This window comes from Streptodolium elevatio, from assembly GCF_040649515.1.
GTDB lineage: Bacteria > Actinomycetota > Actinomycetes > Streptomycetales > Streptomycetaceae > Yinghuangia > Yinghuangia elevatio.
Map to the genome: position 1 here is coordinate 40,639 of NZ_JBEZFP010000029.1, position 25,555 is coordinate 66,193.

23 protein-coding genes are annotated in these 25,555 nt (G+C 71.9%); 10 read left to right on the top strand and 13 right to left on the bottom strand.

What is annotated here, in order from left to right; all coding sequences use genetic code 11:
* Window positions 1-231 precede the first annotated feature (231 nt).
* The 4 genes from AB0C36_RS14035 to AB0C36_RS14050 all read right to left on the bottom strand — a co-directional run bounded on the left by AB0C36_RS14035 (window position 232) and on the right by AB0C36_RS14050 (window position 5,592).
* Window positions 232-2,061 carry a hypothetical protein gene (locus tag AB0C36_RS14035; protein WP_358353431.1) on the bottom strand — a complete coding sequence of 610 codons (1,830 nt, stop codon included), beginning with the start codon at window positions 2,059-2,061 and terminating at the stop codon, window positions 232-234.
* 276 nt (window positions 2,062-2,337) lie between these two features.
* Window positions 2,338-2,772, bottom strand: coding sequence for a GlcG/HbpS family heme-binding protein (locus AB0C36_RS14040; protein WP_358353433.1), 435 nt, complete (start codon window positions 2,770-2,772; stop codon window positions 2,338-2,340).
* A gap of 76 nt (window positions 2,773-2,848) precedes the next feature.
* Entirely contained in the window at window positions 2,849-3,346 is a 498-nt protein-coding gene (locus AB0C36_RS14045; protein WP_358353497.1) for an RNA-binding S4 domain-containing protein, read from the bottom strand.
* A 365-nt stretch (window positions 3,347-3,711) separates the two neighbouring features.
* Window positions 3,712-5,592: an NAD-binding protein gene (locus AB0C36_RS14050; RefSeq protein WP_435839041.1), complete on the bottom strand. Its 1,881-nt coding sequence runs from the start codon at window positions 5,590-5,592 to the stop codon at window positions 3,712-3,714.
* Between the two features lie 413 nt (window positions 5,593-6,005).
* Between AB0C36_RS14050 and AB0C36_RS14055 the strand changes: the two genes are divergently transcribed.
* Window positions 6,006-7,289 (top strand): ATP-binding protein, encoded by a 1,284-nt coding sequence (locus tag AB0C36_RS14055; protein WP_358353437.1) that lies wholly within the window; start codon window positions 6,006-6,008, stop codon window positions 7,287-7,289.
* A 96-nt stretch (window positions 7,290-7,385) separates the two neighbouring features.
* On the opposite strand, the gene AB0C36_RS14060 is transcribed toward AB0C36_RS14055, so the two are convergent.
* Window positions 7,386-7,592: a hypothetical protein gene (locus AB0C36_RS14060; protein WP_358353439.1), complete on the bottom strand. Its 207-nt coding sequence runs from the start codon at window positions 7,590-7,592 to the stop codon at window positions 7,386-7,388.
* A gap of 384 nt (window positions 7,593-7,976) precedes the next feature.
* On the opposite strand from AB0C36_RS14060, the gene AB0C36_RS14065 reads away from it, so the two are divergent.
* Window positions 7,977-8,948 carry a hypothetical protein gene (locus AB0C36_RS14065; RefSeq protein WP_358353441.1) on the top strand — a complete coding sequence of 324 codons (972 nt, stop codon included), beginning with the start codon at window positions 7,977-7,979 and terminating at the stop codon, window positions 8,946-8,948.
* Here AB0C36_RS14065 and AB0C36_RS14070 read toward each other — a convergent pair.
* From AB0C36_RS14070 to AB0C36_RS14095, 6 genes are all read right to left on the bottom strand, one after another.
* Window positions 8,933-9,817: an acyl-CoA thioesterase domain-containing protein gene (locus tag AB0C36_RS14070; protein WP_358353443.1), complete on the bottom strand. Its 885-nt coding sequence runs from the start codon at window positions 9,815-9,817 to the stop codon at window positions 8,933-8,935. The two genes, AB0C36_RS14065 and AB0C36_RS14070, sit on opposite strands and share 16 nt — an antisense overlap.
* Window positions 9,818-10,041: 224 nt before the next feature.
* Window positions 10,042-11,223, bottom strand: a complete 1,182-nt coding sequence (locus AB0C36_RS14075) for an NAD(P)/FAD-dependent oxidoreductase (RefSeq protein ID WP_358353499.1) — start codon at window positions 11,221-11,223, stop codon at window positions 10,042-10,044.
* Window positions 11,224-11,285: 62 nt separating this feature from the next.
* On the bottom strand, window positions 11,286-11,474 hold the full coding sequence (locus AB0C36_RS14080) for a ferredoxin (protein WP_358353445.1): 189 nt from the start codon (window positions 11,472-11,474) through the stop codon (window positions 11,286-11,288).
* A 59-nt stretch (window positions 11,475-11,533) separates the two neighbouring features.
* Window positions 11,534-12,418: a fumarylacetoacetate hydrolase family protein gene (locus AB0C36_RS14085; protein WP_358353447.1), complete on the bottom strand. Its 885-nt coding sequence runs from the start codon at window positions 12,416-12,418 to the stop codon at window positions 11,534-11,536.
* 67 nt (window positions 12,419-12,485) lie between these two features.
* Window positions 12,486-13,370: a DODA-type extradiol aromatic ring-opening family dioxygenase gene (locus AB0C36_RS14090; RefSeq protein WP_358353449.1), complete on the bottom strand. Its 885-nt coding sequence runs from the start codon at window positions 13,368-13,370 to the stop codon at window positions 12,486-12,488.
* 1 nt (window position 13,371) lies between these two features.
* The gene (locus AB0C36_RS14095; RefSeq protein WP_358353451.1) at window positions 13,372-14,868 is read right to left on the bottom strand and encodes an aldehyde dehydrogenase; all 1,497 of its coding nucleotides are present in this window, start codon (window positions 14,866-14,868) and stop codon (window positions 13,372-13,374) included.
* Between the two features lie 135 nt (window positions 14,869-15,003).
* Here AB0C36_RS14095 and AB0C36_RS14100 point away from each other — a divergent pair, with 135 nt between their 5' ends.
* The 6 genes from AB0C36_RS14100 (at window position 15,004) to AB0C36_RS14125 (ending at window position 21,522) form a co-directional block, all read left to right on the top strand.
* A complete protein-coding gene (locus AB0C36_RS14100) occupies window positions 15,004-16,488 on the top strand; it encodes an aldehyde dehydrogenase (RefSeq protein ID WP_358353453.1) in 1,485 nt (494 codons plus the stop codon).
* Complete coding sequence (locus AB0C36_RS14105; RefSeq protein WP_358353455.1) at window positions 16,485-17,231, top strand: gamma-glutamyl-gamma-aminobutyrate hydrolase family protein; 747 nt, start codon at window positions 16,485-16,487, stop codon at window positions 17,229-17,231. The genes AB0C36_RS14100 and AB0C36_RS14105 overlap by 4 nt, the downstream gene beginning before the upstream one ends.
* A gap of 356 nt (window positions 17,232-17,587) precedes the next feature.
* A complete protein-coding gene (locus tag AB0C36_RS14110) occupies window positions 17,588-18,235 on the top strand; it encodes a hypothetical protein (RefSeq protein ID WP_358353456.1) in 648 nt (215 codons plus the stop codon).
* Between the two features lie 87 nt (window positions 18,236-18,322).
* Complete coding sequence (locus AB0C36_RS14115) at window positions 18,323-18,892, top strand: hypothetical protein (RefSeq protein ID WP_358353458.1); 570 nt, start codon at window positions 18,323-18,325, stop codon at window positions 18,890-18,892.
* A 66-nt stretch (window positions 18,893-18,958) separates the two neighbouring features.
* Entirely contained in the window at window positions 18,959-19,396 is a 438-nt protein-coding gene (locus AB0C36_RS43220) for an FAD:protein FMN transferase (RefSeq protein ID WP_435839042.1), read from the top strand.
* Complete coding sequence (locus AB0C36_RS14125) at window positions 19,393-21,522, top strand: MMPL family transporter (RefSeq protein ID WP_358353460.1); 2,130 nt, start codon at window positions 19,393-19,395, stop codon at window positions 21,520-21,522. The genes AB0C36_RS43220 and AB0C36_RS14125 overlap by 4 nt, the downstream gene beginning before the upstream one ends.
* A gap of 80 nt (window positions 21,523-21,602) precedes the next feature.
* Here the strand turns inward: AB0C36_RS14125 and AB0C36_RS14130 are convergent, their stop codons facing one another.
* Window positions 21,603-22,175, bottom strand: coding sequence for a TetR/AcrR family transcriptional regulator (locus AB0C36_RS14130; protein ID WP_358353462.1), 573 nt, complete (start codon window positions 22,173-22,175; stop codon window positions 21,603-21,605).
* 121 nt (window positions 22,176-22,296) lie between these two features.
* Here AB0C36_RS14130 and AB0C36_RS14135 point away from each other — a divergent pair, with 121 nt between their 5' ends.
* Window positions 22,297-23,217, top strand: a complete 921-nt coding sequence (locus AB0C36_RS14135; RefSeq protein ID WP_358353463.1) for an SDR family oxidoreductase — start codon at window positions 22,297-22,299, stop codon at window positions 23,215-23,217.
* Between the two features lie 73 nt (window positions 23,218-23,290).
* Here AB0C36_RS14135 and AB0C36_RS14140 read toward each other — a convergent pair whose 3' ends face one another.
* On the bottom strand, window positions 23,291-23,863 hold the full coding sequence (locus AB0C36_RS14140; protein ID WP_358353501.1) for a MarR family winged helix-turn-helix transcriptional regulator: 573 nt from the start codon (window positions 23,861-23,863) through the stop codon (window positions 23,291-23,293).
* A 187-nt stretch (window positions 23,864-24,050) separates the two neighbouring features.
* On the opposite strand from AB0C36_RS14140, the gene AB0C36_RS14145 reads away from it, so the two are divergent.
* Window positions 24,051-25,529 (top strand): APC family permease, encoded by a 1,479-nt coding sequence (locus AB0C36_RS14145; RefSeq protein ID WP_358353465.1) that lies wholly within the window; start codon window positions 24,051-24,053, stop codon window positions 25,527-25,529.
* Window positions 25,530-25,555: the final 26 nt, after the last annotated feature.

The window sequence follows — 25,555 nt, forward strand, 5'->3', positions numbered from 1 at the left end:
ACCGGAACCCCCGTGCCGCTCTTTCCAGGCGCAGTCGACGGTCAGTAAATTACCGCCAAGTAACCCGCGAGGCACCCGAAGTTGCGTGGGAGGCACGTCGAAGGCACACCGCGGGTGACACGCGCGGGCACCGGCGGCGGACGCGCGCAAGCGCCCCTCACCTTGGGCGAGGGGCGCTTGCGTCCGTCGGCGTCAGGACGGGTCGGGACGGGTCCGGTCGGGTCGCAGCGTTCAGCGGTAGTCGATCGTGTTCTGGTAGACGCTCTTGAGCGCGCCCGTCCAGGCCGTGTTGTAACCGTCCGCCTTCCGGTGCTCCCAGAACTCGCGGAAGGTGTTGGAGCGGTGCTTGAGGAACGTCTGCCAGATGTTCCCCGGGTCGCCCTCGCCGTAGATGTCGTTGCCCTCGTTGGTGCTGTCCGAAATATCGATGAGCGCCCCGGCGATCCGCCCCTCGACGGTGTCGCCGTCGTCCCAGTCGGGAGTGCTCTTGTTCGGCGTCTCCAGGTTCATGGACGCGCCGCTCGGCCACCGGTAGTACGGGTCGTTGTAGACGCTGGCCGGCACCCACTCCGCGAAGCCCTCGACCCACGCGCAGCCGGTCGACGACTTGGCCGACACGCCGTGCGGGCTGCAGTTGGGGATGGGCGGCAGCTGGTCCTCGTACACGTCGTCCATGAGCGCGTGGGTGATCTCGTGGGCGACGGTCATGCGGGAGTCGGGCGCGGTGCCCTTGAGGAAGAGCTGATTGGTGGAACCGCGGTAGAAGTTGCCCTCCTGCGAGCCGGGCGCCCAGTTCAGGACCAGCTGGCGGCAGGTCGTGTCGAGGCTGTCCCAGCAGGTGCTGCCCGGGACCCACAGCCACACGTCGTTCGCGACGTCGAACGCCTGGAGCGCCCGCATGAGGCTCGCGTCGCTGGGCTTGGTGGTGCCGAGGTTGGCCGTGGTGCCGGTCTTGACGTTCACCACGGTCTTGGTCTTGAACACGAAGCTGTCGGTGGTGCCGGTTTTCTGCACCTTCCAGCGGGAGTTCGTGGTGAACATCTTGACGTAGACGTCCTGCCCGGCCGAGGTGCCGTCGGTATTGGCGAAGCAGACCTTGTACGTCCCCGTCGAGCTGGTCACGCCGCTGCCGAGCAGGTCGTGCGCGTTGCTCTCGTCCGAGTCCCACGCCTGCACGCTCGCGTTGACGACCGGACGGGTCTTGCCCTTGTTGTCGACGTAGACCCACTTGCCGGTCACGCACGCCTGCGGCGCGGCGGCCGCGGCGCCGGGCGCGGCGGTGGCGGAGCGGGAGTCCGAGGGCGCGGTGCCGGTACGCGGCTGCACGTCGTCGCTGGTCGGCGTCGGCTTCGCCTCGTCCGGGACCTCCTGCGGCTGCCGGAACGGCGTGACCGGCTGCGGCTCGACGGCGGCGGGGGTGTCGACGGCCTCGCCCTCGGCGGGCGGCACGATGCCGAGCGCCGAGGGGCTTCCGGCGGCCCCGACCGTGAGGAAGACCGCGTCCTCCGCGGCCGAGACGCCGCGTGCCTCGTCCTTGAGCGCGCGTATTCGGATCTCGGCGGGGCCGGGCGCGGACGCGGTGACCTTGCCCTCGTAGGTCCTGGCCTCGCCCTTCTTGAACGAACCGGTCGCGTCGGCACGGTTGATCCGGCCGCCGTTGACGGGCGTGGCGTCGTCCTGGGTCCGGGAGGCGAGTCCCGCGGGCGGCGCGGCCCAGGTCAGGCCGGCGGGGAGGTCGGCTTCGATGCGCACGCCCTTGGCGGCGTACTGCGAGGTGACGGTGAAGCGCACGGTCGCGGTCTCGCCGACGGCGGGCGTGCGGTCCACGCTCGCGGCGACCGAGAAGCAGGTGCGCTCCTCGCTCTCGACCGGCGTGTTCGGGTTGGGGAGCAGGGTGCAGGGTCTGGGCCCGGCGGACTTGCCGGACGGGCTCTGCTTCGCGTACGCGGCGACGCCGGTCGCTCCACTGATGAGCACGGCGCCCGCGGTGACGAGCAGGATGCGTTTGCGGACGATCCGCCGCGGCGGCTTCTTGTGGTTGTTGCTCCCCGAGTGACCCATGATCACCCGACCCTAGCGACGGGCGAAATCACGCCACTATCCAGGGCGCGAGAGGTTGGGGCGGCGTGATCTGGCCTATGAGGGCCGGGAAGGCGACGGGAATTCGGCTATTTGTCCCGCTTTGTCCGCCAGGCGTCTTGCTCGGTCCGGTGCCTTGCCGGTCGGCGTCTTGTCGCGGTCCGGCGCCTGGTCCCGGGCCGGTACCTAGTCGCGGTCTGGTGCCTCGTCGCCGTCCGGTGTCTGGTCGGTCCGGTGCCTGGTCGCGGTCGGCGCCCGTCAGAATGCCTCGGACGCCTCGCGGGCGAGTTCGTCCTCGTAGTCGGCGGCGTCGCCGCTCACCCCGATGCCGCCGACGGGCTTGCCGTCGCGCAGCAGCGGGTGGCCGCCGCGCCCGAGGTACCAGCCGCCGATCTCCGTGAAGCTCTGCGAAAAGGCGGGGCGGTCGGTCATGAGGCCTTCCATGAAGGCGGTGGTCCGCCCGAACGACGCGGAGGTCCGGGCCTTCGCGACGGCCAGGTCCGCGCTGAAGCGCAGCGCGCCGTCCATGCGGTGGAAGGCGACCAGCGTCCCGGCCGAGTCCACGACCGCGACGCTCACGGCCCGTCCGGTCGCGGCGCATTTGGCGACGATGTCGGCCACGATCGCGCCCGCCGCGTCCGAGGAGACGTCGTACGCCGCCACCACACCCTTGCCAGTGCCGTTCTCGCTCATCCCGCCGCGCCCCTTTGACCGTCATGCGATTGATCGTCGTGCGATGCGCGGACGCTAACGGCAGGCCCCTACGGCTTCAAGGGGCGCCCGGACCGCTCCGCAGTTGGTCCATCAGGCGGCGGTCGCGCTTCGTGGGCCGGCCGGTGCCCCGGTCGCGGATGCCGACGGCCGCGGCGACCTCGCGCGGCGGGGGCGGCGGGCTGTTGTCGGTGTAGCACTCGACGGCGACGGGCGCGCCCACGCGCTTCAGGATCAGTTTCGTGACGACGACGATCCGCTCGCGGCCGTCGAGGCGCATCCGCACCTCGTCGCCGATCTTGAGCGACTGCGCCGGTTTGACGCGGTCGCCGTTGACGCGGACGTGGCCCGCCTTGCACGCGGCGGCGGCGATCGAGCGGGTCTTGGTGAGCCGCACGGCCCAGATCCAGGCGTCCACGCGCACGCTGGTCGGGGCGTTCCCGTCAGTACCTGCCATGTGTCCGACTCTAACCCGGGGCGCGGCGACGGTTGTGCGGGTTTTGTGCGCACCACAAGTGGACCCGCCAACTCCATTGACGCGCCCCCTGGTTCGCAGGAGTCTGCGCGCAGGACGCCGAGTCGGACCATGTGCCGGTCGAGGACGGGAGCCAGGAGGCCGGCACGGAGACGGACTCCTCCCCGGGTTCCGCGTCGGGCTCCTGAGCGGAGGAGTCCGCGAGCCGGGCACCGGACAACCGGGGCCCGGAGAACTGGAGAGGGGTCCGCACAGGGGCGCCGGGTAGGGGAAGGGGCCCGGCGTCCCGGCACGTCAGGCACATGTCGGGGACACGTCGGATTGGCACCTCAGGGCCACTTCTCAAAGACGCATTTCAGGGACGCATCTCGGTGACGCACGTCCCGGGCGCACGTCCGGAGCGCACGTCACGCACGCGTGTCAGCGGGGTCGACCCCCTCGGCCGCCTACGCCGGGGCGTCGCCCGCGGCCTGCCGTACGCCCCCGCCGCCCCCGCCGCCCCCGCCGCCCCCGCCTCCTCCCCCGTTCGGACGCCGCTGGAGCAGGTCCGCCAGGCCGCGCCGCGTCGTGGCCAGGACCACCCGGTCGCGGGCCTGGAGCACGTACCCCTGGTGCAGCCCCCAGGCCAGCTCGGGCTGCCGGTGGCCGTCCCCTATGGTCGGCGACAGGGCGCGCCGGTCCCGCGGGTCGGCGAGGTCGAGGGCGAGGATGCGCCACGCGCCGGGCCGGAACGCCTCGTCGACGGTGCGACCAAGTAGCTCCGGGTGGTTGCCGACCTCCAGTGCCACGAAGACCAGCACCTTGCGTTCCACCGGCAGCGCGCCGAGGATCTGGCGTCCCATCATCGCCGCCGCGAACGACGGTGCCGCGAGGGTGGAGACGCTGCGGCTGCGCGTCGTGGCCTGCGGGAACGACGCGCGCATCGCCTGGTTGACGACCGCCGCGAAGTCGTCCTCGAACAACCGCATCACCACGCGGATGGCAGGGTTGAACTCCCGGGCATACAACGCGGTTTCGAGGTTGCTGCCGTCGCTGCTGGTGAGGGCGAGCACGGCCTGCGCGCGTTCGATCAGCGCCGACTCCAGTACGCCTTCCTGCGTCGCGTCGCCGATGACGACCGGCACGTGCAGCGCCCGGGCCAGGGCCACGCCGCGTGCCTTGGGATCGCGTTCGATGCAGACCACGGCGACGCCGAGAGCGTGCAGGCGGTCGAGGACGCGGCTGCCGACCCGGCCGAGCCCCATCAGCACGATGTGGCCGGTCAGGCCGCGCGGGGGCGGGCGCAGCGACGTCGCGGTGCGGAACGAACCGAGCGCCTGCAGGACCACCGCGAACAGGACCGGGAGCAGCGCCAACCCGGTGAGTCCGGACAGGAGTTGCAGGATCTGGCGGCCCTTGCGCTCGCCGATGGCCGGGTCGCCCAGGCTCAGCAGGTCCAGGATCGACAGGTACGCGGCGCGCAGCGGCGGCTCCCGCGTGACCTGCCACGTCAGCACCGCGAAGAGCGCTTCGAGTGCGACGAGTATGGCGACCGCCAGCATGAGCCTGCGGGAGAACAGTTCGCGGAACGGCACACGCGGCAGCTTCCCCAGCGGACGCCGCGGCGGGACGTTGTCGGGACGCGCCGACTCGCGCGTGACCGCCTCCAGCACCACCCGGCTGCGGGTCAGCGACGCGGTCTCCACCTCGTCGTCGTCGGGCAGCAGCATCGGGCCGCGCGGCGGCACCGGGCCCTCACCGCGGCGTTCCGATGCGGTGTCGGACAGCAGTGCGAGCGTGCAGAGTTCGCCCAGCTCCATGGTGACGACCGGGTCCCCCGCGGCGCGGTCCGCGGCGCGCAGGAGCAGGCCGTCCGCCTCCACGATCCGACTGCGCTGGCCGGCCAGCGCCGCCGCGACGAGGGCCGGGGCGGCGGTGTCCGCGTCCGAGAGCACGGTCACTTCGGCGGCCGAGGCGTGTGCGGTGGCACGGGAGAGCAAGTCCTCCACGTAGCGGCCGAGTTTGCGGTTGAAGATCCGGATGACCAGGCGCACGGACGGGTTGATGCGGCGGGCCCGGAGGGCGGCGTGGATGTTGGTCTGGTCGTCGGTGTACGTCAGGGCGACCGCTTCGGCGTGCTGCACCCCCGCCGACAGCAGGGCCGCCTCGCTGGGCTCGGCGGCCTCGCGTACCGTCACCGAAAGCCGTTCACCGCGGGCGAGTTCGGCGATCAGCGGACCGTTGCCGGACTGCGTGGAGGGCACCAGCGCGGTGACGGGCTGGTCGTAGAGGCGTACGAGTTCGGCGGTGAGCCGGTACGCGAGCGCGTCGTCGCCGCACACCACCATGGCCGCCGCGCCCGAGGTCCGGCGGTCGGCGGGCGCGTGGGCGGCCGCCGGATCGGGGATCGCGGAGCGGTCGGGCGCGTCCGGCCCGCCGGGGACCGCGGCCGGGTCGGCGACCTGGTCCCGTGGCGGAGCCGGGGCCTGGGCCGGGACGGCCGGAGCGCTCGGTGGAGCCTGGTCGGCGGCTTCGCCGCCTGCGTGATCGGGAGCAATCGCCACCCCTCCACCCTGCCGCAACCGTTCGGCTGCGGGGCGTGAACGACGCGGTCAATCCGCACACTGGCGCAATCCGGCTGCCGCACTTGTCCACTTGGGAGGAGTCGCGCGCCCCTCGACCGCGCCTAGCCTTCGGCACTCGACCACCGCGTCCGACCCCCTGCCCGGGGTCGGTCGCGCGCGCCGCTGGAGGTTTGCCGATGGGCTGGATCGTTCAGGACTACCGCGAGGACGACCTCGCGGCCGTCGTACACCTCATCGACACGACGTCGGGCCTGGGCCCGGACTCCGTCTTCTCCGTGTCGGAGTGCATCACCGCCCTCACCGCGCGCCAGCCCGCCGTCGTCGCGCGCCGCGACGGTGAGGCGATCGGGGCCGCGCTCGCCACCGTCGCGGAGGGGCGCGCGTGGGTGATGCGCATCGCGCTGGCGCCGTCGCTGCGGGGGCTGGGCCTGGCCAGCGCGCTGCTGCTGGCGTTGGAGCGGCGCCTGGTCGAGATGCGGGTGCGGCGCATCGCGTACGTGCTGCCGGAGGAGGACCTGCTCCAGGAGGGCCTGGTCACCGCCGGGTACGACCGGCGCCCCGCGGTGGCGTACTTCGAGAAGGTGGAACCGGTCGACGACCGGGCCGCGGACGTCCTGGAGCGGCTGGGCGGGCGCGTGCTGGCGGGCGACCTGTGGTCGCGCCTGGCCGGCATGGAGGAGGAGAAGACGCTGATCGAGCGCCGGGTGGTGCTGCCGCTGGCCGATCCCGAGCGCGCCGAGCGGCATGGTGTCGAACCACCGCGCGCCATCGCCCTGTTCGGTCCGCCCGGCACCGGCAAGACCACGTTCGCGCGCGGCATCGCGTCGCGGCTGGGCTGGCCGTTCGTCGAACTGCTGCCGTCCAGGCTGGCCGACAGCGGCAACCTCGCCGCGGCCCTGCGGGAGGCGTTCGCGCGCCTGGCCGAACTCGACCGCGTGGTGGTGTTCATCGACGAGGTCGAGGAGATCGCGCCGGTGCGCCAGTTCGAGTCCACGACGCCGCCCGGCGGCACGCACTCGGTCACCAACGAACTGCTCAAGCTGATCCCCGCGTTCCGCGAGCGCAACGAACGGCTGCTGGTCTGCGCGACCAACTCCGTACGGTCGCTGGACCCGGCGTTCCTGCGGCCGGGCCGGTTCGACTACGTGATCCCGATCGGCACACCCGACAACGCGGCGCGACGGGCGATGTGGGGGCGGTACGCGCACGCGCGGCGTACCGACGTCGATCTTGAGGCGCTGGTGCGCGCCAGCGAGTTGTTCACGCCTGCGGACATCGAGCACGCCGCGCGCATCGCGGCGCAGGCGTCGTTCGAACGGGACCTGGACCTGCCCGCCTCGACGGTCGCGGGGGCCGGTACGCGGGACTACCTGGAGGCGGTGGCGCAGTGCCGCCCGACCGTGACGCCGGGCATGGTCGCGGACTTCCGGGTGGACATCACGACGCACGCGCGCGTGTAGGGGGTACGCGCACAAGCCGGAGGGGCGTCGAGCCGAGGTCCGGCGACTCGGGGCGGGCCCAGCCGGCCGGGCCGTGGAGGCTCAGGGGGTCGCGGCTCAGGGGGTGGCGGCGTCGAAGCCGTACGACAGCGGCTCGCCGTTACGGCGCCGGTAGACGTACAGCGCCTGCACCTGGGCCTCCGAGGCCGGGGTGTCGACGGCGCACGGGTAGACGACCTGGAGCACGGACGGCCGGTCCACCACGCGCACGGTGAGCCCGTCGGCGGGTCCGCCGCCCAGTGTCGCCACTTCCCAGTCCACCATGGTTCCTCCGGATCGAGCGGTGCCCCGTGCAAGGAATCGAGCCAACTGTAGAGACAGTTCGCTGCCGCCCCTGCGCCGGGGCGGCCGACGGCGTTGGCTGCCGCCGCCGCGTCCGGATATCTGCTCCGGCACCCGCGCATGCGCGCAGGCCCCGGGGCGGGCGTCCGGGCGCGGCCCAATCTACATGACCGTAGATCTTGCTGCCCCGCCTGTCCGCCTATCGAACTACCGCAAGGTTGCCGCCGGTTGGCCGTCGCCTGTCCGGACCGCGTGGAACAGGGTGCATTCCGCAGCACGGGGCGGCGGATCGAGCGGCGCGGGGCCGGCCCGCCGCCACCCTCGCCCCCAGGGAACCGTCGCGCGGGGACGTCCGTCTCACCCCGCATGGACCACGCACAGGCCACCGAACCGGAGCCCCACGATCCGCGCGACGACGGGCGCCACCTCCTCACGGTGATGGCCGGAGTGATGGTCGTGCTCATAGCGATCGCGGTCGTCCTCGCGGGGGACTGGTGGAACGAGGAGCGGCCCGGACGGCCCGGCGGCTCGCGGATCGACACGCGGACCCTGACCTGGGACCCGCAGGACCACGGCACGGGATTCACGGTCGCGGGGTCGTGGCGCGAGTACGTCGCCACTCGCACGGACGACGACAGTCGGGCCGCCGCCATGACCGCGCCCCCGACCGACTTCGCGCGCAACGTGGTGGTCACCGCGTCCGTATCGACGAAGTGCGTGCCGGCCACCGCCATGCGCCTCTACGCGGACGGCAACGAACTGGGCGTGGACGTGGACGTGCCCGGCGGCGACACCGATGACTGCGACCGGTACAACTTCGCCACGGCCGACTTCGAGGTGCCGCGCGAACTCCTGCCCGCCGCACCGGTCTTGGACGGGAACACGCCGCGCAGCGCGGGCGTCGGCATACTTCGCAGCACCGCCCTGGTCACCGCGCAGCCGGACCTGGGTGTCGTCGCGGCCGAGGTCCCGGACGAGGAGGCGGCGCGCTCGTGGCTGGCCGGCCTCGGCGGACTGCCCGGTACGCAGGGTGTGTCGGCCCCGAAGGACCTGGCGGCGGCGTACCGGAACCCGGAGGCGGCGACCTTCGACCTGTCGCGCGAGCGCACCTTCGCGTTCCTGTACCCGGTGTGCGAGTCGTACGCCGCGCAGTTGCGGCACGGGCTGGACGGTCGACTGGAACCGGCGAAGGCGGAGACTCCGAAACCGGGCGCGGGAGCGATGCCGGCCGCGACGGAGTCGTGCGCGCCGACGGCGTACCGCCTGGCTGTGTTCTCGCTCGCCCCGGAGGAGGTTCCGGCCCACCCGCCCATCCTGCACATCTACGTGCGCGGGTAGACGCGGCACTGGCTCGTGCCGGTGGCCCGCACCGTGCCGTCCGGCGTGACGAGCGTCCCCTCGGTGGCGGCGAGCAGGCCGTCGACGCGGCCGCGTGCCTCGAAGAAGGTCAGGGCCGGGTGGCGGGGTCGCGCGTACCAGGTGGCCGTCAGGTCGAGGGTCATCATGGCGATGTCCGGCGTGGTGCGGTGGGCGGCGTCCATGAGGTGGGTGTCGAGCATCATCAGGTCGGCAAGGCGCTCGGCGACACCGTCGGGCGACTCCCCGGCGTGCTCGTCGAGTACGCCGCGCACGCCGGGTACGCCGTCCCGCACGTCCTCGGCCGGGGCCGTCCACAGCGACAGCACGTCGCCGCCGTCGACGAAGGTCGTCTGGAACTCCTCGTTCGACAAAGGGAATTCCACCGCCCACTCGGCGAAACCGGCGAGGCAGGGGATGAACTCCTCCGTCCAGTGCACACGAGGGCACGCGGACACCGGCGGCACGTCGGCGAGCCGATCCGTCGCGGGACCGCTCTCGGCGAGCAGCGAGGCGTCCACGAACCAGCACTGGGCGGCCAGCACCACGGTGCCCTCCTGACGGACGGTCACCTGGTACGCGGCGGCGGTGCGCCCCTCCACGAGCGGCTCGGCTTCGATCCGGAGTTCACCCACGCGCGCCTGCCGGGTGAACACCGCCCGGAACGTGTGCAGCACGCGGTCGCCGGCGGCCCGGACGGCCGCCAGAGCCGCGAGAGCAGCCGTCCATCCTCCGAAGCCGCGGCCGTCCATGCACTGGAGGTCCGACAACTCGCTGGAGAGAGTCCCGTCGGCCAAGCTGCGCAACACCACGTCCCCGAGCGGTGTGGCGACCTTCGTATCCCCGTCCAAGCCCCGACCCCCGTCCGCGTCCCGACCCCCGTCCAAGCCCCGGCCCCCATCCAAGTCCCGTCCCGCGTCCAGGTCCCGTCCCGCGTCCAGGTCCCGACCCCGTACACGGTCATCGTCGGATCCTGCCACGACCCCGTAACCACATACAGAGCGACATTCAGGCTGCCACGCTCAACCCGCCGCAGGTCGGCGCGCGACGCGGGGCCGGGGCCGGCCCGGCCCCGCTACAGGAGCGCCCCCCGGTAGCGGGCCGCCGTCGCCGCGGCGCCGCCGCCCAGCGCCACGACACCCACCAGGCGCCCTTCCGCGTGGTAGCCCACCACACAGTCGGCGTCCAACTCCCCTTCCAGCACCCGGATATCGGCGGCACCCAGGCCCGGTGCGCCGAACGACTGGAGCCGTTCGGCGTATTGGTCGGACCAGAACGCCGGCAGCGGGGCGAACGGCGCATCGTCCGGCTCGGCACCGGTAAGGTGCGCCACGAGCGTGCGGGCGGCACGCTTGGCCGAGTCGGTCGGGATGCTCCAGTGCTCGACGCGCCGCGGCACGCCGTCGTAGCGGGCGTTGGGGAACCGGGCGATGTCGCCGACGGCCACCACTTCCGGGCGGCCCTCGACACGCAGGAGCGCGTCGCACAGCACGCCGTCGGAGAGGTCGAGTCCGTTGCCTTCGAGCCACGCGGTGTTGGGGCTCGATCCGACCGCCTCCACGACGACGTCGGCGGGCAGGTGCGTCCCGTCGTCGAGGACGACACCTGTCACGGCGTCAATGCCCCTGAAATGACCGATGGTTCGGCCCAGGTGGAAGGCGACGCCACGGGCCTGGTGCCGACGGCGGAGTGCCGCACCGAGTTCGGCGCCCAGCGGGCGCAGCATGGGTTCGGCCTCCGGGGCGACCACCGCCACCTCCGCACCGAGTCCGCGTGCGGTGGCGGCGACTTCGCAGCCGATGAACCCGGCGCCGACCACCACGACGCGGGAGCCGGGGGTCAGCGCGCCGCGCAGGCCTTGGGCGTCCTCCAGGGTCCGGACGACGTGGCGGCCCTCGGCCGGGCCGGGGCAGGGCAGCCGGCGGGGGCGGATGCCGGTGGCCACGACCAGTCCCGCGTACGGGAGTCGCGTGCCGTCCGCGAGGGAAACGTGCCGGGCGTCGAGGTCGGCGGCCACCGCCCGCACGCCCAGCCGCCACTCCACGTCGGCGGTGGCGGCACGGGCACGGAAGGCGACCGCCTCGTGCGACACGTCGGACGCCAGGACCTCCTTGGACAGCGGAGGCCTGTTGTACGGCATGTGCTTCTCGTCGCCGACCACGGTGATCGGCCCTGACCAGCCCGCGGCGCGAAGTTGTTCGGCCGCGCGCAGGCCGCCCATCGAAGCGCCGACGACCACGACTCGGCGGGGGTCCAGGGCGTCCGAAGCGACCGGGGCGACCGGGGCGACCGGGGCGACCAATTCGTGTGCCGCCACCGTCAGTCCTCGATGGTGATGGCCTGCAACGGGCAAACGTCGGCGGCGTCTTCGACCGCCTCGCGCAGCGCGTCGTCGGGCTCGGCGACGTATTCGAGTCGCCCCGCGGCGTTGATCTGGAACACCTCGGGTGCGGAGAAGACACACTGCCCGTGGTCCTGGCAGCGCTCCATGTCGACGACGATCTTCACCGTTCGGCTCCTTCTGATCGCACCGGCGCTTCCGCCGGAGGGACGTGCGGATTCGGGTTTCAGGGGCGCTTGGGCGCCCGGATGCCGCGGAACTCCCAGTCACCGCCGAGGGCCGTGGACAGGACTTCCTCGGACTCGGTCGGCTGCGCGCCGCAGTCGTCGCGGACCGGGACGGGCCCGGTCACGATGCGGTTGGTGAGGCGCCCGAGGCCCTCGGCCTCGACCTCGACGACATCGCCCGGCTGGACGGGCCGCGACCCGGCGGGCGTGCCGGACAGCAGGACGTCTCCCGGGTGGAGCGTGATGGTGCGGGCGATGTCCGCGACGAGGTAGTGCATGTCCCACTCCATCTCGTCGGTGGAACCGTCCTGCACGACCTCGCCGTTGACGTACGTGCGCAGCGTCTTGCCGCGGAAGTCCCAGCCTTCGACGAGTCCCGGGCCGAGCGGGCACAGCGTGTCCGAGCCCTTGACGCGGAGCATCGAGCCCGCGTCGGTGTCGCGGAAGTCGTGCAGGCCGTAGTCGTTGGCCAGGGTGTAGCCGCGGATGTACGCCCCCGCCTCAGCGGGCGACACGTTGCGGCACGTGCGGCCGATGACGATGGCGATCTCGCCCTCGTAGTTGAGGTACTTGCAGCCCTCGGGGCGCACGACGGCGCCGCCGTGCGAGTTCAGTGCCGAGTTCGGCTTGTGGAAGTACGTCGGCGCGGGCGGCAGCGAGGTCTGGAACTCCTCGACGCGGCTGCGGTGGTTGAGGTGCACCGCGATCACCTTGCCGGGCACCACGGGAGGCAGGTGGTGCGCGTCGGAGGTCTTGACGCGGCGGCCGTCGGCGGCGATCAGTTCGTCGCCCTCGCGGACCACCTCGACGGTCGCGCCGTCGAGCAGGATCCGGCGGTACTCCGTGGTGGGCTGTGGGGTGGTGGGCTGTGGGGTGGTGGTCAACGGTGTTCCTTCGGAAGTGTGCGGTGCACGGCGGTAGTTCGGCGGGAGTCGGGGGCGAGGGGCCGCGTCAGGTGGCCCAGCCCGCCGCGGGGCGGTCGAACCACATGTGGGCCTGGCCGGTCCCGGTGGCGTTCTCGTACGTGCCGTACATGCGTCCGGGCGCGGTGCAGCGCTCCTCGCCGAGGGCGCCCAGCATCATGAGGTAGTGACCGAAGCGCGCCTCGGGCTTGTACTGCATGAAGTCCGGCATGGCGCGCAGGATTTGCGCGTGATCTCCCTGCTCCATCCAGCCGAGGCGGTCCTCGTCGGCCTTGCGCGCCTCGGGTGTGCGCACGTGCCGGGGGTGCGAGGCCTCGTGGTCGCGCAGTTCGCGCAGGTTCCAGAAGGTGTGCGAGAGCGCGCCGGAGGCGACGAGGAGGACCTTGCGGTCGGTCTCCGCGATGGCGTCGGCGAGCGCGCGGCCGAGTCGCAGGTTGTCCTCGACGTCGGCGGTCTGGCAGCAGCCGACCGACATCCAGCGCTTGCCGGGGACGCCGAGGTAGTGCCACAGGTTGACGGTCGCGTAGTGGATGGGCAGGTACGGGTCGTCGATCGGGGTGATCCACGTTCTGTGCTTGTCCGCGAACTTGGCGGTGTTGCGGGCGAGTTCCGGGTCTCCGGGGAAGTCGTACCGGATGCGGCACATGCCGCGCGGGAGTTCCTCGGAGGTGTAGAGCCCGGCGCGGTGGTGGTGCGCGGCGATGACGTACTCGACGGTGGTGGCCCAGTGCGAGTCGAAGACGACGACGGTGTCGTAGTCGAGTTCCGGGTTCGCGAAGACCTGCTCGCGCAGCTCGCGCAGTCCGGTGACGAGGCTGATCTCGCGGCCCTCGTTCAGCTCGAACCGTACGTCGCGCGGCAGCATGATGGTGGGCGCGTGGGCGACGAGGCCCGCTCCGACGATCTCCCCCATGTCAGTGCCATCCATTCGGCGAGGTGACGGTGTTCTTCACGTCGCAGTAGAAGTCGAAGCTCCAGGTGCCGCCTTCGCGGCCGACGCCGGACTGGCGAGAGCCGCCGAAAGGCGCCTGGAGGTCGCGTACGAAGAAGCAGTTGACCCAGACGGTGCCCGCGACCAGGCGGGCGGTGACGCGGTCGGCGCGCTCGCGGTCGCCGGTGGCGACGGTCGCGGCGAGGCCGAAGCGGGTGTCGTTGGCGAGGGCGACGGCCTCCTCCTCGTCGGCGAAGGTCTGGAGGGTGAGGACGGGGCCGAAGACCTCCTCCTGCACGATCTCGGCGTCGTGGGCGACGTCGGCGAGGAGGGTCGGGCGGTAGTACAGGCCGCCGAGTTCGGTGTTGGGGCCGCCGCCGACGACGACGCGGGCGCCGGAGTCGACCGCGCGCCGGACGAAGCCGTCGACGCGGGCGAGGTGGTCGGCGTGGATGTTGGGGCCGATGTCGGTGGCCTCGTCGCGCGGGTCGCCCTGCACGAGCGCGGCGGCGCGTTCCACGAAGCGGGTGGTGAACTCCTCGGCCACGGACTCCTCGACGAGGATGCGGGTGGCGGCGAGGCAGACCTGTCCGGCGTTGTCGTACTGCTCGACGGCGAGGTCGGCGGCGAGGTCGAGGTCGGCGTCGGCGAAGACCAGCAGCGGTGACTTGCCGCCGAGTTCGAAGCTGGTGGGGGTGAGGTTCGCGGCCGCGGCGGCGCCGATGGCGCGGGCGGTGGGGACCGAGCCGGTGAAGCTGATGCGGCGTACGTCGGGATCCTCGACGAGCGCCGCGCCGACCTCCTCGCCGTAGCCCTGGACGACGTTGAACACGCCCGCGGGCAGCCCGGCTTCGGCGGCGATGTCGGCGAACAGCGAGGCGGTGAGCGGGGTCCACTCGGCGGGCTTGAGGACGACGGTGTTGCCGGCCGCGAGGGCCGGGCCGATCTTCCAGGTGGCCAGCATGAGCGGCGCGTTCCAGGGCGTGATGAGCACGCACGGTCCGGCGGGGTCCCAGGAGACGTGGTTGTTGTGGCCGCGTGTGTCGAAGTCGCCGTGGTCGAGGCGGTCGGTGAGCCAGTCGGCGAAGAAGCGCATGTTGTGCGCGACACGCGGCATGACGCCGCGCAGGTGCGAGCGCAGCAGCGCGCCGTTGTCGGTGGTCTCGACGATGGCGAGGTCCGCGAGGCGCTTCTCGACGCCGTCCGCGACGGCGTGCAGGATGCGGGCGCGCTCGGCGGGCGGCGTGGCGGCCCACCCGGGGAAGGCCTCGCGGGCCGCGGCGACCGCGGCCCGGGCGTCGGCCGCCGTACCGCGGGCGATGCGGGCGATGACGGTGCCGTCGACGGGCGAGACGTCGGCAAAGGTGTCCGCCGACCCGACCCGTTCGCCGCCGATCCAGTGCCGGGTGTCGACGGCGACGCCGGCGACGGTCGCGACGGCCGCGGGTGCCGCGGCGCTCACGGCGGTGGCCTCGGTCATGGGGAACCCTCCATATCGTTTGACCCCAAACAATTTACTGAGGGCCGAGGACGCAGGTCAACCCCTTGCCCCGGACGTACGGCTGGGTATCGTTTGACCTCAAACAATAGCCTCGACCCGCGGGAGCCGGACGCCATGACCGACCTCACCCACGCCGACTGGCAGGCCCGGGCCGCCGCCTTCCGGCCCGTGACGCAGCACCAGATAGCCGGCGCCGAGCACGCGGGCGGCGGCGCGTCCTTCACCGTCGTCTCGCCGCGCGACGGCAAGGTGCTCGCCGAGGTCGCCCGGGCGGGCGCGGCCGAGGTCGATCTCGCGGTGGCCGCGGCACGCCGCGCCTTCGACGACGGGGCGTGGCCGCGCCTGTCCCCCACCGACCGCGGCCGGGCCCTCGTACGCCTCGCCGACCTCGTCGAGGCACACCGCGAGGACCTGGCGCTGGCGATCTCGCTGGAGATGGGCAAGCCGGTCACCGAGGCGTACGGCATCGAGCTCCGCGCGGTGGCCGACACCTTCCGCTGGTACGGCGAGACCGCCGACAAACTGATCGACGAGGCCCCGCAGACCGCGCACGACGCCGTGGCGCTGGTGACGCGCGAGCCGGTCGGCGTGGTGGCCGCCGTGGTGCCGTGGAACTTCCCGCTGACCATGGCCGCGTGGAAGGTCGCCCCGGCGCTCGCGGCGGGCTGCACGGTCGTCCTCAAGCCCGCCGAGCAGTCCCCGCTGTCCGGCCTGCTGCTCGGCCGCCTCGCCCGGGAGGCGGGCCTGCCGCCGGGCGTCTTCAACGTCGTCGCGGGCGAGGGTCCGGAGGCGGGACGGGCGCTCGGCCTGCACCCGGACGTCGACGTGCTCGCCTTCACCGGGTCGACGGCGGTCGGGCGGCACTTCCTGCGGTACGCCGCCGACTCCAACCTCAAGCGCGTCTGGCTGGAACTGGGCGGCAAGTCGCCCAACATCGTGTTCCCGGACGCCCCCGACCTGGCCGCGGCGGCCGCCACCGCCGCATGGGGGATCTTCTTCAACCAAGGCGAGATGTGCACCGCCCCGTCCCGGCTGCTGGTACACGCGTCGGTCGCGGACGAGGTCGTGGACGCGATCGTCGAGCGCGGCCGTACGCTGCGCGTCGGCGACCCGCTGGACCCCGCCACGGAGATGGGCGCGCTCGTCACCGAGGACCACCTCGCGCGGGTGCGCGGGCACATCGAGCGGGCGTCGGCGGAGGGCGCGCGACTGCGGTGCGGGGGCTCGCGCGTGGACCGGGCCGGGTCGTACCTGGAACCGACGGTCTTCGACCGAGTGACGCCCGGCATGGCCATCGCCCGCGAGGAAGTCTTCGGACCGGTCCTGTCCGTCATGGCGTTCGAGACGGAGGCGGAGGCGGTGCGGCTCGCGAACTCGACCGAGTACGGCCTCGCGGCGGCGGTCTGGACGTCGAACCTCGCGACCGCGCACCGGGTCTCACGCGCCGTCAGGGCCGGGACAGTGTGGGTGAACTGCTACGAGGAAGGCGGCCTGAACGTGCCCTTCGGCGGCGTCAAGCAGTCTGGCCACGGCCGCGACAAGTCGCTGCACGCGCTCGACAAGTACACCGACCTCAAGACGACCTGGATCCAGCTGTGACGCGGCCGTTGATCGCCCTGCCGTGCCGGTTCGCCGAGCGTACGTCGGCGCTGCGCTACGCGGCCGAGGTCACCGCGCGGGCGCTGGCCGAGGCCGTGTACCGGGCGGGCGGCGAGCCGTTCATGATGCACCCGGCCGAACCGCGGCACGCCGCAGAGCGGTTGGCGCGCTGCGACGGTCTGCTGCTGCCCGGCGGCGGCGACCTCGCGCCGCACACGTACGGCGCGGCGGACGTACACGAGGAGGTGTACGACGTCGACGATGCCCAGGACGCCTTCGACCTCGCCGCGATCCGGTACGCGCTGCGGTCCGGACTGCCCACGCTGGCCGTCTGCCGCGGCATGCAGGTGCTGAACGTGGCCCTGGGCGGCACCCTGACCCAGGACATGCCCACCCACCACCGGCACCTCGTGCACCCCGTGCGACTGCGGGAGGGCTCCGCGGTGGCGGCGGCGATGGGGACGGATGTGGGGAGGGCTGTGCGGAGGGCTGTCGGGAGGGATGTGGGAACGGAGAAGATCGAGGCGTCCTGCTACCACCACCAGTCCCTCGACCGCCTCGGCCGCGGCCTGACTGTCACGGGGCGGGCCGCGGACGGCACCGTCGAGGCAGTCGAACTCCGGGATGCCAAAGGGCTGTTGCTGGCAGTCCAGTGGCACCCGGAGGACACCGCGGCGACGGACGAGGCGCAGCACGGCCTTTTCACCGCCCTTGCCGAGGCCGCGTCACGGCACCACGGGTAGGCGGCAGCCGCGAGGCTTTCACCGGGATACGTCGGCCGGGACGCGTAGGCCGGGCGCTTGGCCCGGCCCCGTCGGCCGGCGCCCGTGGGCCGGACGCGGCAGCCGGGACGCGGCTGCCCGGATCCGCGCGTTTGCGGATCCCGGCCGGCGTGGGGAGCCTGGAGGGACGTGTCCATCCGGCTTCGCGGCCCCAGGAGGCGTACATGCGCATCGCGCGGAAACCACAGAATCCGGCCTCCGGGCACAGGCGTCGCCGACATCACCGACCTCGCAGATACGGCGGGTACAGCGGATACGGCGGATTTGGCGGCCGTCGCGGAAAAGCAGCGGTCGTCGCCGGGGCGGCCTGCGCACTGGTGCTCGCCGCCGGCCCTTTCCCCGCCGAGGCGGAGGACGGCGTCCCCACGCCCGAGACGCTGAGCCAGGCACTCTTGGAGCCCACCGACGTCGGGCCGGAGGTGTCCGAGGACCCCGAGAGCCCTCCGGCCGACGACGAGGCCACCGACCCGACCGGCTGCCCGGCACTCGACAGCCTCCGCGACACACCCTCCCCGGGTGAACCCGACCCCTGGCCCGAAGTGCAGCTCGTCGCGGACGCCGTGTTCATCGAGGAAAAACTCGTGGCCGGCCCGCCCGAGACCGTCGCGGCGAACCACGCGGTGCTCCGCGAGGCGCTCACCAGTTGCACCACGCTCTCGTTCCCCTCGAACGTCGGCGGCCCGCCGCTGACGTTGAACCTGTCCCCGGTCACCTTCGGCGGCCCGGACTCGGTGGCCGTACGCATGGACGGCGCCTACGAGGACGTCCCCGTCAACGGCTACATCGTGCTCGAACCGCTCGGCGCCGTCGAGTTGGTCTACATGTTCGTCCAAGCCGGCGACGACTCCCCGGAATTCGCCTCGGAGGTCTACGCCCTCGCCGTCGACAAGGTCCACCGCGTCGTCGGCCCGGCCGCCGGACCCCCCAAGCCCCTCGCCACCCCCATCCCGGGCACCGCACTCTGAACCGCCCAACTACGACTGCGGCGCCCGCTTCTGCCGGCCCACGCATGGACAAAGGCGCTGTCCTTGCGCCCCGATACGGTCGGGCCGGTGACCAACTCGTACACGACGCTGTGGACCCAGGGCAGGTGCCGCTACCTGCGTGACACCGGATACGGCGGGAAACGCCTGTCCACTCTGATAGCCAGCGGACACCAATCGCTACCGAGCTTCTTGAGCGCGGGCCTGCAACCCGGCGACCACATCTTTCCGGTCTCGGTCACCAAGGGACGAATCCGCGTCCTCGGACGGCTCGAAGTCGTACGAAGCGTCTCGCTCCTGCACTACCAGACGCCGGAGAAGATGCTCACGCCCGAGGAGCACGAGCGCTTTCTCGATTGGTACCCGGGCGGTTTGGAAGGCTGCGCCCGCGAAATCCTCGTCGGCACGGCCGGGACGCCCCTCGACTTCGAGACCGTGGTGCCTCCGACGATGTTGGAGCGGCTCACGTACACGTCACGGCGGGGCGAACGCACCCTGAAATACGTCGAGGACGGTCTCCTCAAGCGTTTTGTCAGCCTCCAAGGCGTCTACCGATTGGCCGCGGGATCGGCCGCGGAAATGCACGCGCTCGTCCGCGACGCCGCCGACAGGGTGGGACCGGACCCCCGAACCGCCTGACCTGCGCCACGGCGCGTCGGCGTCCGCCACCCCGAACCCGCCGGTCAACTCTGCGCGGTCCTGGGCATCCACGACGCCGCGGTCGCCACCTCGGCCCGCCACGAGCGCGGCGACCACATCCTCGACGGCCGCACCGGCCGTCCCGCGACCGAGCTCCTCGGCCTGACCGTCGTCGCGCCGTCCCTCACCGAGGCCGACGCGACGGCGACAGCCGCCTTCGCCATGGGCCGCCGCCCGCGAAGCCTGCGAGGTCTGCGCCCGACCGCCAGGTCTTCCGCACCCCAGACCTCCCCCTCGCCGCCTGAGCGCCGCTCCGCCTGCCCGCACCTACGACGCGGAGAACACGGTCACAATCGCGTTGGACCGCAAGGCTGTGGCTCGGGCTGCGGGATTGTGGGGGTGGTGGGAGGCTGGGTGAATGGGTCCGGCGGAGGGGGTGCCGGGGCCGGTGCACGTGACGCTCGGGGTTTCGGTGATCGGAAGATTCCGCGGAACGTCCCATGAGTCCGACCCAAAGACTTGCGTCCCTCCCCTGTGGCCGCCGTACGAAGTGGGCGGTCGTGGTGATCTGGCTCCTTCTGCTGGTGGTGGCCGGGCCGTTGGCCGGCAAACTGTCGGACGCCGAGGACAATCAGGCGTCCAGTTGGCTGCCCGGCAACGCGGAGTCGACGAAAGTCATCGACGAGCAGAAGAACTTCGAGGCCACGACGACCTTGCAGGCCGTCGTGGTCTACGAACGTCCAGGGGGCGTCACTCCCGCCGACACGGCCAAGGGCACGAGCGACGCGGCGGAGTTCGCGACCGCGCCGCATGTCGTCGGGCCGGTGATCGGGCCGGTCGTGTCGCCTGACGGCGAGGCGATGCAGACGATCGTGCCGATCGAGGTCGGCGAGGAGGGTTGGGAGAACCTCACTCCGGCCGTCGACCGGCTGCGGGACGTCGCGGGCGCGAACGACCAGGGCATGACCACGCACGTGACCGGTCCGGGCGGTATCGGGGCCGACCAGGCGGAGGCGTTCGAGGGGATCGACAGCACGCTGCTCGTCGCGACGGTGTCGGTGGTCGTGCTGTTGCTGCTGCTGACGTACCGCAGCCCGGTGTTGTGGTTGTTCCCGTTGTTGGCGGCGGGTGTGTCGTTGGTGGTCTCGCAGGCGGTCATCTACCTGCTGGCGGAGCACGCGGGGCTTACCGTCAACGCGCAGAGCGCGGGCATCCTGATCGTGTTGGTCCTGGGTGCGGGGACGGACTATGCCCTCTTGCTGACGGCCCGCTACCGCGAGGAACTTCGGCGGCACGAGGACCGGCACGAGGCGATGGCGCTGGCGCTGCATCGTGCGGGGCCGGCGATTCTGGCGAGTTCGGCGACGGTCGTCATCTCGATGCTGTGCCTGATGGCCGCGGAGATGAACTCGACGCGCGGGCTGGGACCGGTGTGTGCGATCGGCGTGTTGGTGGCTCTGGCCGCGATGCTCACGCTGTTGCCGGCTTTGCTGGTGGTCGTGAGCCGGTGGGTGTTCTGGCCGGTCAAGCCGACGTACGGGAGCGATGAGCCGACGCGGTCCGGCCGTTGGGCGCGCATCGGCAATGCGATCGCGCGGCGGCCGCGCAGGGTGTGGATCGGAACCGGGCTTGCGCTGGCGGCGTGCACGGTCGGGCTGGTGTCGCTGAACGCGACCGGCCTGAGCGCGGCGGACGGCTTCACCGACAAGCCGGATTCGGTGGTCGGCCAGGAGGTGCTGGACCAGCACTTCCCGGCCGGCACCGGCGACCCGATCTCGGTGATCGCGAACGCGCCCGCGACGCCCGAGGTCGAGGCGGCCGTACGCGCCGATCCCGGGGTATCGGCCGTGACACCGGCGGCAGTTGAGGGCGACCGGGCGTTCTTCCAGGCGACCGTCAACGACCGTCCGGACAGCCAGGCGGCGAAGGACACGGTGGAACGCGTACGCGACGCGGTGCACGCGGTGCCGGACGCGGACGCGCGCGTCGGCGGCGGTACGGCGGTGATCATGGACGCCGAGCACGCCGCCACGCAGGACAACAAGGTGATCATCCCGCTGGTGCTGGTCGTGGTGCTGGTGATCCTCGGCCTGCTGCTGCGGGCCCTGGTCGCGCCGTTGGTGCTGATCGCGACGGTCGTGCTGTCGTACGCGGCGGCGCTCGGCATCAGCGTGTTCGTCTTCGAGCACGTCTTCGACTTCGCGGGCCAGGACAACGCGTTCCCGCTCTTCGTGTTCGTGTTCCTGGTCGCGTTGGGCATCGACTACAACATCTTCCTGATGACTCGCGTACGCGAGGAAGCGGCACATCGCGGTACGCGTGAGGGCGCGGTGATCGGCCTCGCGGCGACGGGCGGCGTCATCACGTCGGCGGGTCTGATTCTGGCCAGCACGTTCGCCGTGCTCGCGACGCTGCCGGTCGTCGCCTTCACCGAGATCGGCTTCGCCGTCGCACTGGGCGTGTTGCTGGACACCCTGGTCGTCCGGTCCATCCTCGTCACCGCGTTGACCGTCGACCTGGACCGCCGCATGTGGTGGCCGAGCCGACTGTCGAAACCGGATGCGCAATCGCGGGAATGGTCGTCCGACACGAGCAGTTCAGCGCCGCTCGGCCGAGGAACGGACGGCTGACGGGCCGTCCGCGGGTGGGTCGGGGACCACACCGTACGAGTCACCGAACAAGTGGACCTGGTCGGCCCTCACCGAGTCCCTCAAGGACTGACCTCCGCCAGTAGTGCCTTCAGGTCGGTGAAGGAGTCTCGTATTAATTGGGCGAGGTCGGACGAGGTGCCGGCGGTGGTCCAGCGTTCGAAGGCGACCTTGAATACGCCGATGGCCGTCTCGGCCGCGAGGCCGGCGGTCGGGGAGGGCGTACCGCGCTCGCGGAGCGCGTCGGCGATCGTCGTGGCCATGGACGCGAGCTTGGTCAGCTCGCGTTCCTGCAACTCCGGGTTGGCGGCGATGACGCCTTGCCGCCGTACCGCGCGCTCGCGGCGCGGCTGCAATCTGTCGCCCATCGCCTCGACCGCTGCCGCGGCGGCGTCTATTGGCGCGGCCGACTCCGGCTGGTCGGCGATGGTCGCGGCGATCAGTTGCGCCAGTTCTTCCGAGCCTCCGAAGAGCACTTCGCGCTTGTCGGCGAAGTGCCGGAAGTACGTGCGCTCGGTCAGTCCCGCCTGCTTGGCGATTTCCGCGACGGTGGTCTGCGCGAAGCCCCGCTCGACGTAGAGATCGAGAGCCGCTGCTTCGAGACGGCCGCGCGCGTTCGGCTCCCATCGGTTCATGGTCGGATTCTAAGTGGGATGACAGTGGCTGACATCAGGGTTACTGTGATGTCAGTGCCTGACATCACCGGTCAGGCGCTCATCTCTCGGCGGCACGGCCGCCTCTGGAGGTCTCATTTCCATGCGCGTTTTCGTCACGGGCGGTTCCGGCTGGATCGGCTCCGCACTCGTACCCGAACTCATCGGCGCAGGTCACACGGTTGTCGGGCTCGCCCGGTCGGCCGAAGCGGCCGCGCGGCTCACCACGGCCGGGGCCGACGTCCACCACGGTTCGCTCGACGACCTCGACGACCTGCGCAAGGCCGCCGCCTCGGCGGACGGCGTCGTCCATCTCGCCTTCAAGCACGACATCGCCTTCAGCGGCGATTACCCCGGCGCGGTCGCGGCCGACCACCGCGCGATCGAGGCACTCGGCGACGGCCTCGCCGATTCCGACCGGCCGCTCGTCATCGCTTCCGGAATCATCGGGCTCGGGGACGGGCGCGTACTCACCGAGCGCGACGGGACCGGCGACGCGCCCGCCGCCGAGGAAACCAACGCGCGCCTCGCCAACGCGCACCTGACCCGGGCGCTGGCGGCCCGCGGCGTACGTTCGTCCGTCGTACGCCTGGCTCCGACCGTCCACGGCGCCGGGGACTACGGCTTCGTCCCGGCCCTGATCGGCATTGCCCGCGACAAGGGCGTCTCCGGCTACGTGCACGACGGCGCCAACCGCTGGCCCGCCGTGCACCGGCTCGACGCCGCACGGCTGTTCCGCCTCGCGGTGGAGTCCGCACCGGCCGGCGCGACGCTGCACGGGGTCGCGGACGAGGGCGTGCCCGCACGTACGATCGCGGAGGTGATCGGACGGCGGCTCGGCATCCCGGTGGTCGCGGTCCCGCGGGCCGAGGCGGACGAACACTTCGGCTGGATCGCGGGGTTCTTCGCGTCCGACATCCCGACCTCGAACGCTCTGACGCGCGAACTCCTGGGCTGGGAGCCCACGCAGATCGGATTCGTCGAAGACCTGGACCGCCACTACTTCGACACGCCCGCCGCCTGACCACCCGCCCACCGGGGAAACTCGGCATGGTCCGGTGAACGCCAAGGGGCGGCGCCGGCACGGGGGTGCTGCCTCAGGACTTCGGGCGGCGGCCGCTGCGCCTGGGCTTCGGGGCCTGGCCGGCGAGCAGTTCCTCGCGGCGTTCCTCGCCCTTCGCCTCCAAGCGGGCGACGATCTTGCGCAACCCGGCTGCCAGGTCCAGGCATTCGTCCGCCGTCAAGTCGTCGGTGACGAAAGCTTCCTCCGCGTTGAACGCGGGGAACACCCTCGCCATCAGCTCCTCGCCCGCGGGCGTCAGCCCGAGCAGCACCAGGCGCCCGTCCGAGGCGTGCTGAGTGCGCTTCAGCAGCCCCCGCGTCTCCAGGGTGCGCGCGACGCCGGTCAGCGTGCCCTTGGAGATGCCGGCTTCCTCGGCGACGTGCCGGGTCTCGGACTCCCCCCAGATCCACACCTCCCACAGCACGGTGAACGCCGTCCACGTCAGCTCCGCCTCCCGGAGCACGGAGTTCTCCAAGTGCTGCCGTACCGCCGTCGCCGCGCGGTAGATGTTCGACACCGCGGCCATCTGCTCGCGGCGCAGCGGGATGTCCCCCAGCCGCGCCTGGACGACCTTCTCGGTCTCGGTGATGGTCCGCTTGCCGACCACGTGCGTGCTCTCCCGTCGCTTCCGCGTCACGACGTCCACCACGTCGCTCCGCCCGAAATCTAGCCCTTGTGGCGGCCTGTTTGCATCCGTACGATCAGCCACACCGCAGACCGTACGGACCCAAACGATCCGCCGGACAGTGTCCCGTCCTCCCTGATCCGGCGTCCACCCCCACGGGAGACCCGCCATGGCCGTCGAGGAACCCCCGGTACGCAGAGCGACCCGCACCACCGCCGACGACGACGCGCCGCCGCCCCGCGGCTCGCTCGGCGTGGCGCACATCGTCTTCTTCGTCGTCGCCGCCTCCGCCCCCCTCACCGTCGCCGCCGGCGGCATCCCGCAGAGCCTCGCCGTCACCGGCACCACCGGCATTCCGCTCGTCTACCTGCTCCTCGCCGCAATGCTCGTGGTCTTCAGCGCCGGGTACGCCGCCATGAGCCGCCGCATCACCGGCGCCGGCGCCTTCTACGCGTACGTCTCGCACGGCCTCGGCCGCGTCCCGGGGGTGGGCGCCGCCTTCGTCGCGCTCGTGGCGTACAACGCCATGCAGGTCGGCATCTACGGCCTCTTCGGCTTCACCACCGCCGACTTCCTCGACGCGAAGTTCGGCTGGGACATCCCGTGGTGGGTCGTCGTCTTCGTCGGCATCGGCCTCGTCGGGATCCTCGGATACCTGCGCATCGACCTCAACGCCCGCGTCCTCGCCGTCCTCCTCGTGGTCGAGACCGTCACCGTCGTCGTCTTCGACTTCAGCTCGTTCACCTCCGCGCCCGACGGCATCTCGTTCGACCCGTTCACGTGGGACGCGCTGACCGCAGGCTCCACCGGCGCCGCGTTCTGCTTCGTGATGGCGTCGTTCATGGGCTTCGAGTCGGCGGCCCTGTATGGCGAGGAGTGCAAGGACCCGAAGCGCACCATCGCCCGGTCCACGTACATCGCCGTCCTGGTGATCGGCGTCCTGTACGCGATCACCGCATGGGCCATGATGACCGGTGCGGGCACCGACAAGGCGGTGGCCGCCGCCCAGGAGAACGGGCCGAACCTGGTCTTCGTCCTCGGCGAGGACCAGATCGGCTCCGGATTCTCGGACACCGCGCAGGTGTTCCTCATCACGAGCCTGTTCGCCGCGCTGCTCTCCTTCCACAACGCGGTCGCCCGCTACTTCTTCTCGCTCGGCCGCGAGCAGGTGCTGCCGCGCGCGCTCGGACGTACGCACGGCCGCCACGACTCGCCCTACGTCGGCTCGTTGGCGCAGACCGCGCTCGCGTTCGCCGTCGTCGCGGTGTTCGCGTCGCTCGGCAAGGACCCGATGGCGACGCTGTTCAATTGGCTGACCAACCTCGGGGCCCTGGGCGTGATCCTGCTGCTGGTGCTCACCTCCCTCGCCGTGCTCGCGTACTTCCGCCGCAACGGCCGGGCGGTCGGCGAGAGCAGTTGGAACCGGCTCGTCGCACCGGTCATCGCCGCCGTCGCCCTCGGCTTCGTATTCGTGCTTGCCGTACGCAAGTTCGGTGTCCTGCTCGGCGTCGACTCGGGCTCGTCGCTGCGCTGGATCCTGCCCGCGCTGGTCATCGGCGCGGGGGTCGTCGGCAGCGCGTACGGCGCGTGGCTGCGCACCGCCCGGCCCGACGTGTACGCCCGCATAGGGCGCGGCCCGCAGAGCTGACCGTACGTCACCACCACCACACAGCA